Genomic DNA, 12529 nt, shown 5'->3' with positions numbered 1-12529 from the left:
GAGTTCTCAAGGTGCGGACGCTTCCTTCGTACTCACCCTCGCGGGCTTTCCTCCGGGCGCTTCCTTCGTTCTTGCGTTTCCGACTCTATCAGATCCTTTCGGCGTCTGATTCCCAGTCGGCGGGATTTGTCTTCCCGGCTGTTGGGCCGTTCCGACGTCCTGAACTCTAGCGGATTTTCCCGGCGACTCATAATCGAGCCATTTCGAAATGAATTTCGGCATGCCGAAATTCGTCCCGGTGGGAGATCGTGCTGAGTTGAGGTGCCGCTATCGCGGCGGGATGGCTGTCGAAGAACCGTTCCGGCTCCGTGACAACTCGGAGAACACTACGCACCCCGGAGGGCCGTGTCAAGGGCCCCCTCAGTCCAGGTCCGTCAGCCGGCCACCGGCGTCCGGCTGGGTCAGCTCCACGCGGCGGAGCAGGCGGATCAGCATCTCGCCGAGGGCGCCGCGCTCCTCCGGGGAGAGGTCCTGGAGGAGCTCCTCCTCGAACGCGGTGGCCATGCGCATCGCGTCCAGCCACTTCTGGCGACCCTCGTCCGTGAGCTCCACGATCACGCGCACGCGGTTGTTCTCGTCGCGGTCCCGGGTGACCAGGCCCTCGCCGGCCATGCGGTCGATGCGGTGGGTCATGGCGGCCGGGGTGAGACCGAGGCGCTTGGCGAGCTCGCCGGGGCCCAGGCGGTACGGGGCGCCCGAGAGGACCAGGGTCTTGAGCACCTCCCACTCGGCGTTGCTGATGCCGAGGTCGGCGACCTGGCGGCCGTACGCCACGTTCATCCGGCGGTTCAGCCGGCCCAGGGCGGAGACCACCTTCTCGACCTGGGGGTCGAGGTCGCGGAACTCGCGCTGGTAGGCGGCGATCTGCTCGTCGAGGCTCGGCTCCTGGGGGCCGCCGGCGCCGGACTGCTCGGGGGTGTCGGACATGCCGCGAGTATCCCACGGCCTTCGTTGGCGTTGAAGTCCTTCTATGTGTATCGTTAAGCATCGAACTTTAGGATTGAAGTCTTCAGGGTTCAGGGCTATAGCACTGAACCCGCGACCGAAGTGGGTGAGTGTGACCAAGGCGATGGGCGCAGCGATGCGCCGGATTCAGGCAGGCAGCGCGCTGAGCGCGTTCGGACTCGGCTTCACCGTGCCGTACCTCTATGTGTACGTCGCTCAGGTGCGGGATCTGGGCGCGAGCACCGCGGGTGTCGTGCTGGCCGTCTTCGCCATGGCCGCTCTCCTGGTGCTGCCCTTCAGCGGGCGCGCGATCGACCGGCGCGGGCCCGTGCCGGTGCTGCTGGTGGCCTCGCTGCTGGCGGCGGTCGGCGCGCTCGGGATGGGGCTCGCGGCGTCGGTGCCGGCGGCGATCGGCGCGGCGGCGCTGCTCGGTGCCGGGACGGCCGTGATGCAGCCGGCGCTGGCGACGATGATCGTCTGGTGCTCGACGCCGGCGGGCCGGACCCGGTCGTTCGCGATGCAGTTCTTCCTGCAGAACCTGGGCCTGGGTGTCGGTGGTCTGATCGGCGGCCAGCTGGTCGACGCCAGCCGGCCGGGCAGCTTCCTGCTGCTCTTCTCGATCGAGTCGGCGATGTTCCTGGTGCTCGCGGGGATCGTGCTGACCGTGCGGATGCCGGAGTCGGCGGTCCTGCCGGCCGCCCGTCCCGCCGAGGGCCGGGGCGGCGGGGTGCGCGCGCTGCTCGGGCACAAGGCGATGGTGCAGCTGTGCGTGCTGGGCTTCGTGCTGTTCTTCGCCTGCTACGGGCAGTTCGAGTCGGGTCTCGCGGCGTACGGCACGGAGGCGGCCGGGATCGCACCGGCGACGCTCGGCATCGCCCTGGCCGCGAACACGGCCGTGATCGTGGTGGCCCAGTTCCTGGTACTGAAGTTCGTCGAGCGCCGCAAGCGCACCCGGGTGATCGCGGCCGTGGGTCTGATCTGGACCGTGGCGTGGCTGTTCGCCGGGTACGCGGGCCTGGGGCACGGCAGCCAGGCGATGGCGACGGCGGCGTTCGTCTCCACGTACGCGCTGTTCGGGCTCGGTGAGGCGATGCTGTCGCCGACGGTCGCGCCGCTGGTGGCCGATCTGGCGCCGGAGTCGATGGTCGGCACGTACAACTCGGCCTTCGCCCTGGTGAAGCAGCTGGCGCTCGCGGTCGGTCCGGCGGTCGGCGGTCCGATGGGGGCCTCGCTGCACGGGCCGTACATCCTGACCTTCGTGCTGTTCTCGCTCGGCATCACCGTGCTGGCGCTCCGGCTGGGCAAGCGGCTCACGCCGGCGCAGAACCAGCCGTCGCTGGTCGCCAGGCCCTCGCGGGTGGTGGCTCAGCACCAGCCCGCGAAGGAGACGGCCGCCGCCTGACACCCCTCCTAGTCGGGCAGGGCGAACTCGCACCACACCGCTTTGCCGCCGCCCGGAGTGCGGCGGCTCCCCCAGGACGAGGCGATCGTCGCGATGATCGAGATTCCGCGACCCGCCTCGTCCTCCGTTTCCGCCCGGCGGCGCCGCGGCAGGTGGTCGTCGCCGTCGGTGACCTCGATGATCAGCCGGCGGTCGGTGCGGCGCAGCCGGAGGCGCATCGGCGGGGTGCCGTGCTGGAGGGAGTTCGCCACCAGTTCGCTGGTGGCGAGGACGCCGAGGTCGCACAGCTCCACGGGGAAGCGCCAGCTGGCGAGGACGCCGGAGGCGAAGGCACGCGCGCGGGGAGCCGCCTCGATGCCACCGAGCAGTTCCAGGGCGGCGTTGTGGAAGAGCTCGGCGTCGGAGCCGGTGCGGTCGGGGTGCTGGACGACGAGGACGGCGACGTCGTCGTCGTGGTCCGCGGTGACGCCGAGGGAGCGCAGCAGCCGGTCGCAGACGACCTGCGGGGTGCCGGTGGCGCCGGACAGGGCGCGCTCCAGGGCGCTGACTCCCTCGTCGATGTCCTCGCGGCGGCGCTCGACCAGGCCGTCGGTGTAGAGGACGGCGGTGGAGCCGGGCGGCAGGGCGATGGAGCCGGAGGTGTGGAGCCAGCCGCCGGTGCCGAGGGGCGGGCCGGTGGGGTCCGCGGCGCGGCGGACGGTGCCGTCCTCGTCCCGGACGAGGATCGGGAGGTGGCCGGCGGAGGCGTAGACGAGCTTGCCCTCGTTGGGGTCGTGGACGGCGTAGACGCAGGTGGCGATCTGGCTGGCGTCGATCTCGGCGGCGAGGCCGTCGAGGAGCTGGAGCACCTCGTGCGGGGGCAGGTCCAGGCGCGCGTAGGCGCGGACGGCGGTGCGGAGCTGGCCCATGACGGCGGCGGCGCGGACCCCGCGGCCCATGACGTCGCCGATGACGAGGGCGGTGCGGCCGGCGCCGAGGGTGATGACGTCGTACCAGTCGCCGCCGACGGCGGCGTCGGTGCCGCCGGGCTGGTAGGTGGCGGCGATGCGGAGGTCGTCGGGCTGTTCCAGCTCCTGCGGGAGCAGGGAGCGCTGGAGGGTGACGGCGGTCTCGCGGTGGCGGCGCTCGCTGGCCCGGAGCCGCTCGGCGGCCTCGGCGTGGTCGGTGACGTCGGCGGCGTGCACGAGGACGCCGCCCTCGGCGAGTCGCGGGCTCTCCACGGGCAGGCAGGTGACGGTGTAGGAGCCGCCGTCCTGGGTGCGGCGGGACTTCACGGTGCGGGGCTTTCCGCTGCGGAGCACCTGGTCGAGGAGGGGGAGCAGGCCGAGCTCTTCCGCCTCGGGGCAGCTGTCGGCGACGGTGGCGCCGGCGGGGCGGTGGCCGAAGGCGGTCGCGTAGGCCTCGTTGACGTACGCGATGCGGTGCTCCGGTCCGTACACGAGGGCGACGAGGCCGGGGAGGCGGCCGACGATCTCCGGCACGGTGAAGTCCTCGAGGGCGGGGACGCCCGTGGGCGTGCCGGACTCGTCGGCGGGGTGGTCCGGCCGGGGCCCGTACTCACCGCGGGCGGCGGGCACGGAGCCTTCGGTCCCGCGGGACGCCGCGCGGCGCTGCGTACCGGGGAGCCGGGCGCTCCAACGGGTGAAGTTCACGGATCTGTATGCCTCGTGGTGTCGTTGCCGTGCAGAGTCACTCTGTGCAGGTGTGAGCCCACCTATGGTCACACGTCCAGTGTGGACGAGTGCACTGACAGTGATGTCAGCCCGCGGGATCGTCCGGGGACTTGTCGGGGGACGGGTCCTTCGGCGCGGGTGGGGGTGCGGCGGCGAGTTCGAATTCGGCGCGTGGGTGTTCCAGCGAGCCGAGGGAGACGATTTCGCGTTTGAACAGGCCGGACAGGGTCCATTCGGCCAGGACGCGGGCCTTGCGGTTGAACGTGGGGACCCGGCTGAGGTGGTAGGCGCGGTGCATGAACCAGGCCGGGTAGCCCTTGAGCTTGCGCCCGTAGACGTGGGCGACGCCTTTGTGGAGTCCGAGCGACGCCACGGAACCGGCGTAGGCGTGGGCGTATTCCTTGAGGGGCCGCCCGCGCAGGGACGCGGCGAGGTTCTCGGCGAGGACCTTCGTCTGGCGGACGGCGTGCTGGGCGTTGGGGGCGCAGTCCGTGCCCGGTTCGTCGGCGGTGACGTCGGGGACGGCGGCGGCGTCTCCGGCGGCCCACGCGTGCGTGGTGCCGGCGACGGTGAGCCGGGCGGTGCAGCGGATGCGGCCGCGTTCGTCGGTGGGCAGGTCGGTGCGGGCGACGAGCGGGGCGGGCCGGACGCCGGCGGTCCACACGACGGTGCGGGTGGGCAGCCGGGTGCCGTCGCTGAGCACGGCGACGCGGTTCTCGCAGGAGTCGAGGCGGGTGCCGAGGCGCACGTCGATGTTGCGTCCGCGCAGCTCGCGGATGGCGTAGCGGCCCATCTCCTCGCCGACCTCGGGGAGGATCCGGTCGGAGGCCTCGACGAGGACCCAGCGCAGGTCCTCGGGCTTGAGGTTGTGGTAGTAGCGCGCGGTGTAGCGGGCCATGTCCTCGAGTTCGGCGAGGGCCTCCACGCCCGCGTAGCCGCCGCCGACGAAGACGAAGGTGAGGGCGGCGTCGCGGAGGGCGGGGTCGCGGGTGGAGGAGGCGATGTCCATCTGCTCGATGACGTGGTTGCGCAGCCCGATGGCCTCCTCGACGGTCTTGAAGCCGATGCCGTGCTCGGCGAGGCCGGGGACCGGGAGGGTGCGGGAGACCGAGCCGGGGGCGATGACCAGCTCGTCGTAGGCGAAGGGGACGTGCCCGGTGCCCTCCTCCTCGGTGGCGAGGGTGGAGAGGGTCGCGGTGCGCTTGGCGTGGTCGACGGAGTGCACCTCGCCGATGACGACGCGGCAGCGGTCGAGGACCCGGCGCAGCGGGACGACGACGTGGCGGGGCGAGATCGAGCCGGCGGCCGCCTCGGGCAGGAACGGCTGGTACGTCATGTACGGATCGGGGGTGACCACCGTGATCTCGGCGGCGCCGCTCCTCAGCTCCGGCTTGAGCTGCCGCTGCAGGCGCAGCGCGGTGTACATACCGACGTAGCCGCCGCCGACGACGAGGATGCGCACAGGTTCGGTCACTGTCCCATGACGCAACGCCGTCCGGGGTTTGTCCACAGGCCCGGCAAATTGTGTGACCGGAGAGGTCGGGAGGCGCGGGGTGGCGAACGGGCCGGGCGGGGCGGGAAGTCCGCAGGTCAGGGTGGGGGCGTGCGGGGGTGCGGGGGGCCGGAATCGGGAGGGTCCGGGTCCTTGCTCCGATCGGGGGGCGCACCGTACGGAACTGCCCCTTCTGAATTGACCTCGACTCAACTATGTTCGTACTTCGTCGGGGTGTCGGACGGCCGCGCGTGGACCAGAGGCGCGGCGGGGTCGGACCCCCGTGTCAGGGCGGGGAGTCTCCGGGGGGAGACATCATGAGCGGGGGAACGCTTATGCAGATTCAGGATTCGTACGGGCAGGTCCGTACGGCGCAGTCGGCGCCGAACGGGCGGTCCGCGCCGCTGCGGGTGGACGCGCAGCGGAATCTGGAGCACGTGCTCCGGGCGGCGCGCGAGGTGTTCGGCGAGCTCGGGTACGGGGCGCCGATGGAGGACGTGGCCCGGCGCGCCCGGGTCGGGGTCGGCACGGTGTACCGCCGCTTCCCCAGCAAGGACGTGCTGGTCCGGCGGATAGCCGAGGAGGAGACCGCGCGGCTCACCGAGCAGGCGCGCACCGCGCTGGGCCAGGAGGACGAGCCGTGGTCGGCGCTGTCCCGCTTCCTGCGCACCTCGGTTGCCTCGGGCGCCGGCCGGCTGCTGCCGCCGCAGGTGCTGAAGGTCGGCGTGGACGAGGTGCTGCTGCCGGCCGGTGCGGCGGACGACGACGCGCGGGTGCCGCAGCAGCGCGCCTCGGTGCCGGCCGCCGGCCCGGGAGTGAACGGGCAGGGGGCGTACGGGGAGCAGGCCGATCAGCGGGTCGTCCCGCCGCGCACGGTGCCGCCGGTCGAGCAGGACGACGCCGGGGCGGCCGAGCTCCTGGAGGTCGTGGGCCGGCTGGTGGAGCGGGCCCGGGAGGCGGGCGAGCTGCGCACCGACGTGACGGTGTCCGACGTGCTCCTGGTGATAGCCACCGCCGCTCCCGCGCTGCCGGACGCGGCGCAGCAGGCGGCGGCGTCGGCGCGGCTCCTCGACATCCTGCTGGAGGGCCTGCGCTCGCGGTAGCGCACGGCGCTTCGGGGGAGCGTGGTTCTCGATGGTCCGAGTGGACCGTCGAGCATGACACGAACGGATGAGCGGTTACGCCCGGAAGCGGGAAGTCGCCCCGGACGGGTGGTAAGTGGACGCGGGGCTTCGGCGTGCCCGCGCTCTGTGGCAGGCTTGGCCGGTGTTCGGGTCCGAGCGTGCATACGGGGGCTTCCGCGATGAGCGGTGACAGTCGGGACGAGACGCCGGCCGCCGCCGGCACCGCGGAGGCGGGCGGGCTGCCGTCCCGGCAGGTGCCGAGCCAGGGCGGCCCGGGCGGCGCCGCCGCGAGCGCGCCGGCCGCCGAGGCCAGCGTGCCGCAGCAGCGCGAGGGCGGCTCCAGCACGCCGCCCGTCGCCGGCCCCGGCGAGCACCCCGATCCGTACGGCCCCTCCGGGGACGCCGACTCCGGTTCGGTGCTGCCGCCGCCGCTCGACCTGCCGCCGTCCGACGCCGACCTGATCCAGCGCATGCGGGACGGCGACGACAGCGCGTACGAGGAGCTGTTCCGCCGGCACTCGGCCGCCGTGCGCCGCTACGCCCGCACCTGCTGCCGGGACGCCGACACCGCCGACGACCTGACGGCCGAGGTCTTCGCCCGCACCCTCCAGGCGGTACGGGGCGGGGCGGGGCCCGAACAGGCCGTGCGGGCCTATCTGCTGACCTCGGTGCGCCGGGTCGCCGCGACCTGGATCCGCACCCAGAAGCGCGAGCACCTGGTCGAGGACTTCGCGGTGTTCGCCGAGGACGCGGCCCGGGCCGCCGAGGTGTCCGACCAGTCGGCGACCTTCGGCGCCGGGCTCGACCTGGGCGCGGACGTCCTCGCCATGCACGAGGCCGAGCAGTCGCTGGCCATGCAGGCCTTCCGCTCGCTGCCCGAGCGCTGGCAGGCCGTGCTGTGGCACACCACCGTCGAGGAGGAGTCGCCCAGCGAGGTCGCGCCGCTGTTCGGGCTCACCGCCAACGCGACCGCCGTGCTGGCCAGCCGGGCCCGCGAGGGCCTCAAGCAGGCCTATCTCCAGGCGCACGTCAGCCAGTCGCTCACCGCGGGCGGCGACTGCGCCCGCTACGCCGACCGGCTCGGCGCGTACGCGCGCGGCGGGCTGCGGATGCGGGCCGAGCGCGGGCTGCGCAAGCACATCGAGGAGTGCGCCAAGTGCCGGCTGGCCGCCGGTGAACTGGCGCACGTGAACGCCGGCATCCCCGCGCTGCTGCCGGTCGCCGTCATCGGCTGGTTCGCCGCCGGGTACTCGCTCAAGGCCGCCGGTGTGGTGGCCGGCGGTGCCGCCGGGGCGGGCGCGGCCGGTGCCGCGGCCGCCGCGACGGGCGGCACCACCTCCGGTGCCACCGCCGGGGCGTCGGCCGCCGCCTCCGAGGGCCTGGGCATCCCCGCGAAGGCGGGCATCGCCGCGGTCGCCGCGGTGGCCGCGACCGCGGGGCTGGTGTGGGCGCTGACCGGTTCCGAACCGGAGCCGGTCGCCCAGCCCGCCGTCACCCCGACCGTGACCGCGCCCGCCGAGACGCCGCCCCCGCCGCCGAGCCCCAAGCCCACCCCGAAGCCGGTGCCGCCGCCCGTCCAGGCGCCGCCGCCCGCGCCGAAGCCCTCGCCGACGCCGACGCCGTCGCGCACGGCGAGCCCCCGGCCGACGCCCAGCCCCACCCCGAAGCCGACGCCCCCGCCGAGCCCGAAGCCCAAGCCGAAGCCGAAGCCGTCCCCGCCGCCGGTCGGGCCCGCGGTCTACCAGGTCGGCGCGCTCCAGTACGGCATCTTCGGCGACGGCACCAAGCCCGAGGTGAACCTCGCGCAGAGCAGCCCCGTCTGGCAGCGCTCCGGCCTGACGATGGACGGCACCCGCTACGCCCACGGCGTCAGCATGCACGCCCCGTCCTCGCTGCTCATCGACCTCAACCGGCAGTGCACCAGCTACGACGCGCTCGTCGGCATCGACGACATCACCGTGCCCATCGGCCCGGGCGGCGTCCGCTTCTCGGTGTACGGCGACGGCGAACGCCTCTGGCGCTCCCCGGTCCTGCGCCGCGGCGACGCCCCGATCCCGGTCCACGTCAGCCTGGCCGGCCACCGCACGCTGCGCCTGGTGGTGGAGGAGCACACCCCGTTCGGCCAGGCGGCCGTCGCGGACTGGGCGGAGTCGCGGATCAGCTGCCGCTAGGCGTGAGGGCTTGTCCGGCGGATCAGGGCCGGGCAGGCCGTGGCGTCTGGCGCATGGGGTCTCCCCCAAGCCCGCCAGCGCCCAGGGCTGGGGCCTCCCCAGGCCCGCCAGCGCCCAGGGCTGAGGCCTCACCAAACCCGCCAGCGCCCAGGGCTGAGGCCTCACCAAACCCGCCAGCGCCCAGGGGAGGCATCGCAAGGCGCCGGAGCATCTCGGCAGCGGAGCTACCGGGGCGTTTCGGCGACGCGGCGAGGCGCCGTGCCGGGGACGTTCCCCCAGGCTCCGCCGGGGGCACCCCCACCCAGGCGAAGCTCCGAGGGAGTCGCGGACCCGGGCATGATCCGCCGGACAGGCCCCTAGGCCTGGGCGATGTCTTACGGCTTCGTGGTGTAGGGCTCCAGCAGGGCGAGGACCTCGTCCAGGGTGAGGCCGTGGCCCGAGGCGCGGGCCGTGTCGCGGGCCGGGGCGTCGAGGGTCGCCGCGGTGCGCTCCACCAGGGCGGCGGCCTCGTCCGTCTCGGGGCGGCCGCGGGGAATCCCCCGGCGCCAGCCGTCGACAGCGCCGAGCAGCCGGAGGGCCAGGGCCGGCTCGCCGGCGAGGGAGAGGGCGGTGGCCACGCCCTCGGCGAGGCCGGTGGTGACGAACTCGGAACTTCCGGCGTCCACGGCGAGCCGCAGGGCCGCGACGGCGTGGACGACGGCCGGGGTCCCCGCGCCCTCGTGCGCCTCGATGCGCGCCGCGAGGCCGTGCACGGCGGCCTCGAAGTGTGGTGGCGGGGTGCCCGCGCCGATCGTCGCGCCGGCCGTCTCGACGTGGTGGCGGGCGGTGGCGACGTCTCCTTCGGACAGGGCGATCTCGGCCCGCAGGAAGCCGACATAGGTCCGGGCGTCGTGGACGTGGTGGCGGTCGGCCTCGGCCGTCGCCTCGTCGAGTCCCTTGAGGGCGGCGGCGCGGTCGCCCGCGCGGTGGTCGAGCTCGGCCAGCCGGCCGAGGAGGAACGGCGCCTCGGCGTGCGCGCCGACCTCGCGGGCGAGGGCCAGCGCCTCCTCGTACGCCTCTCGGGCCTCGGCGAGCCGCCCGCGCATCATGTTTGCCTCGCCGGCGGCGCTGGCGACCTGGGCGCGCATCCAGCGGTCGCCGACCCGGCGGGACAGGGCGCGCAGTTCGGCGAGGTCCTCGTCGACGCCGGGCATGCCGCCGGGCATGTCGACGACCATGTGGGTGCGGAACATCAGCGCGACCCCGATCTCCCACGGGCCGCCGTGGCGGCGGCAGTTGGCGACGGCGAGGTCGAGAAGGCCGCGGACGTCGGTCGGGGTGTCGGTGAGGAAGCTGGTGAGCGGCCAGAGCATGCCGGGGAAGCGGGCGGACTGCGGGCCGGGGTCGTCGGCGAACGCGGCCCGCACCCGGGCGACGAGGGCGGCGGCCTCCGGGTCGTCGCGGATGGAGGGGGCGTTCGCGCTCTCCGAGGCGAGGAAGAACTGCAGCATCCGCAGCTGCATGCGCGGCCAGTAGCGCGGGTCGTCCGGGTCCGTGGGGTCCTCGCCGAGGCTCAGGACCCGCTCCACCCAGGTCATGGCCTCGGGCCGGTAGGTGCGCAGCCACCAGAACCAGCCCATGGCGAACACCAGCCGGAAGGCGGCGGCCTCGTCGGGCGCGGTGACGACCGTGCGGTGCAGGGCGCCCCGGATGTTGTCGAGGTCGCGCTCGACCCTGGCTATCCAGGGGAGCTGTGCGCCGGAGCGCAGCAGCGGCTCGGCGGTCTCGGCGAAGGACGTGAAGTGCGCGGTGTGGGCGGCCTCGGCGGCGGCGAGCAGCTCCGGGGTTTCGGCGGCCCGCTCCGCCGCGTACTCGTGGATGGTCTCCAGGAGGCGGTAGCGCATCTCGCCGTCCTCGGTGGGGGTGGCGACGACGAGGGACTTCTCGACGAGGCTTCCGAGGGCGCCGACGGTGTCGGGCCCGCCGCCGCCGGGCCCGACCGGGTTGAGGGCCTCGGCGGCGGCGAGGTCCCAGCCGCCGGCGAAGACGGAGACCTGGCGCAGCAGGTCGCGCTCGGCCGTGTCGAGGAGCTCCCAGGACCAGTCGACGACGGCGCGCAGGGTCTGCTGGCGGGGCAGCACGGTGCGGGAGCCGGAGGTGAGGAGCTGGAAGCGGTCGTCGAGGCGGTCGGCGATCTGCCGGGGGGTGAGCAGCCGCAGCCGGGCGGCGGCGAGTTCGATGGCGAGCGGGAGGCCGTCGAGCCGACGGCAGATCTCGTCGACGGCCGGAAGGTCGTCCTCGGCGCGGAAGCCGGGGCGGACGGCGCGGGCGCGCTCGGCGAAGAGGCGGTGGGCGGGGGTCGGCGGGAGCGGTTCGACGGGGCGGACGGTTTCGCCGGGGACGCCGAGCGGCTCCCGGCTGGTGGCGAGGACGCGCAGGCCGGGGCAGTGGGTGAGGAGGGTCTCGGCGAGGGCGGCGGCGCCGTCGATGACGTGCTCGCAGTTGTCGAGGACGAGGAGCAGCGACCGGCTGGAGAGGTGCTCGACGAGCTGGGCGGTGGGGTCGTCCTGGACGGGGATGCCGTCGCGGGCGATCAGTTGGGTCTCGCGCAGCCGGAGCGCGGAGAGGACGGCGCCGGGCACGTCCTCGGAGGCGTCGAGCGGGGCGAGTTCGGCGATCCAGGCGGCGGGGCCGACCGCTTGGAGGGCGGCTTCCTCGGCGAGCCGGGTCTTTCCCGAGCCGCCGGGCCCGGTGAGGGTGACGAGCCGGGAACGGTCGAGCTCGGTGCGGAGCGCGGCGAGGTCCGGCTCGCGGCCGACGAAGGAGGTGAGGCGGGCCCGGATGTTCCCGGCGGGGGCGTCGGGCACGGGCGCGGGGGCCGGCGTGGGGGCGGGGGTGACCTGGGCCGGTGCCGGCGTGGTCGGCGGGTTCGGAGCCGGTGCCGGGGTCGGAGTCAGGGCCGGGTTCGGGGTCAGGGCCGGGTTCGGGGCCGGGGGCTCGCCGGCGAGGAGTTCGGCGTGCAGGGCGGTGAGTTCGGGCCCGGGGTCGGTGCCGAGGCCGTCGGCAAGGGTGCGGCGGGCGCTCTCGTACGCGGCGAGCGCGTCGGCCGGGCGGCCCTCTGCGCGCAGGGCGCGGATCAGCTGGGCGTGGAAGGTCTCGTCGTAGGCGTACGCGCCGGTGAGCTCGGTCAGTTCCGGGACGAGGCCCGTGGTGGCACCGCGCCGCAGGTCGGCCTCGATGCGCCGGCGGAGCGCGTCGAGCCGCTGGGCCTCGGCGCGGACGCCCGCCGGCTCGGGCAGGTCGGCGAGTGCGGGCCCGCGGAACAGGGCGAGCGCGGAGCGGTACAGCCCGGCGGCGGCCTCCGGGTCACCGGCGTCGAGCAGGGCGCCCGCCTCCCGCGCCCGCCGCTCGAACACGTACAGGTCGATGTCCTCGGGACCGGCCACCAGCCGGTACCCGCCGGGACCCGAGCCGACGGCCTCCTTGCCGAGCACCCGCCGCAGCCGGCCGACGAGGGCCTGCACCGCGGCCTGCGCGTCGAGCGGCGGCTCGTCCCCGTACACGTCGTCGACCAGCTCCCGCACGGACACCGTCCGCCCGCCGCGCAGCGCGAGCGCGGCGAGCAGCGCACGCAGCCGGGCGCCGCCGAGGGGAAGGGGCGCGCCGTGGGGGTCGAGGACATCGGTGGTCCCGAGGATCAGATACCGCACCGGTTCATTCTCACCGGCGGGGGTCGCCAGCGC

General features: G+C 74.5%; 7 protein-coding genes. 3 read left to right on the top strand and 4 right to left on the bottom strand.

The window, feature by feature from the left end; genetic code table 11:
• Positions 1 to 360: 360 nt before the first annotated feature.
• On the bottom strand, positions 361 to 927 hold the full coding sequence (locus ACIGW2_RS13790; protein WP_356076342.1) for a MarR family transcriptional regulator: 567 nt from the start codon (positions 925 to 927) through the stop codon (positions 361 to 363).
• Between the two features lie 142 nt (positions 928 to 1069).
• Between ACIGW2_RS13790 and ACIGW2_RS13785 the strand changes: the two genes are divergently transcribed.
• The gene (locus ACIGW2_RS13785) at positions 1070 to 2347 is read left to right on the top strand and encodes an MFS transporter (protein WP_391655949.1); all 1278 of its coding nucleotides are present in this window, start codon (positions 1070 to 1072) and stop codon (positions 2345 to 2347) included.
• A gap of 8 nt (positions 2348 to 2355) precedes the next feature.
• Here ACIGW2_RS13785 and ACIGW2_RS13780 read toward each other — a convergent pair whose 3' ends face one another.
• Positions 2356 to 3999, bottom strand: coding sequence for a SpoIIE family protein phosphatase (locus tag ACIGW2_RS13780; protein ID WP_391655774.1), 1644 nt, complete (start codon positions 3997 to 3999; stop codon positions 2356 to 2358).
• Between the two features lie 106 nt (positions 4000 to 4105).
• Entirely contained in the window at positions 4106 to 5494 is a 1389-nt protein-coding gene (locus tag ACIGW2_RS13775; protein ID WP_399843497.1) for an NAD(P)/FAD-dependent oxidoreductase, read from the bottom strand.
• Between the two features lie 353 nt (positions 5495 to 5847).
• Between ACIGW2_RS13775 and ACIGW2_RS13770 the strand changes: the two genes are divergently transcribed.
• Entirely contained in the window at positions 5848 to 6615 is a 768-nt protein-coding gene (locus tag ACIGW2_RS13770) for a TetR/AcrR family transcriptional regulator (RefSeq protein WP_399843495.1), read from the top strand.
• A gap of 200 nt (positions 6616 to 6815) precedes the next feature.
• Complete coding sequence (locus ACIGW2_RS13765; protein ID WP_399843493.1) at positions 6816 to 8807, top strand: sigma-70 family RNA polymerase sigma factor; 1992 nt, start codon at positions 6816 to 6818, stop codon at positions 8805 to 8807.
• 374 nt (positions 8808 to 9181) lie between these two features.
• Here the strand turns inward: ACIGW2_RS13765 and ACIGW2_RS13760 are convergent, their stop codons facing one another.
• Positions 9182 to 12496: an ATP-binding protein gene (locus tag ACIGW2_RS13760; protein ID WP_399843492.1), complete on the bottom strand. Its 3315-nt coding sequence runs from the start codon at positions 12494 to 12496 to the stop codon at positions 9182 to 9184.
• Positions 12497 to 12529: the final 33 nt, after the last annotated feature.

The organism is Streptomyces sp. NPDC053541, assembly GCF_044544705.1.
Classification (GTDB): domain Bacteria; phylum Actinomycetota; class Actinomycetes; order Streptomycetales; family Streptomycetaceae; genus Streptomyces.
Note: the sequence above shows the minus strand (reverse complement) of the source record. Positions and strands in the feature narration are given on the sequence as shown.

Excerpts from the sequence above, each read along its gene's own strand:
- ACIGW2_RS13790 (WP_356076342.1), bottom strand. The coding sequence starts at position 927 with ATGTCCGACACCCCCGAGCAGTCCGGCGCCGGCGGCCCCCAGGAGCCG.
- ACIGW2_RS13785 (WP_391655949.1), top strand. The coding sequence starts at position 1,070 with ATGGGCGCAGCGATGCGCCGGATTCAGGCAGGCAGCGCGCTGAGCGCG.
- ACIGW2_RS13770 (WP_399843495.1), top strand. The coding sequence starts at position 5,848 with ATGCAGATTCAGGATTCGTACGGGCAGGTCCGTACGGCGCAGTCGGCG.
- ACIGW2_RS13765 (WP_399843493.1), top strand. The coding sequence starts at position 6,816 with ATGAGCGGTGACAGTCGGGACGAGACGCCGGCCGCCGCCGGCACCGCG.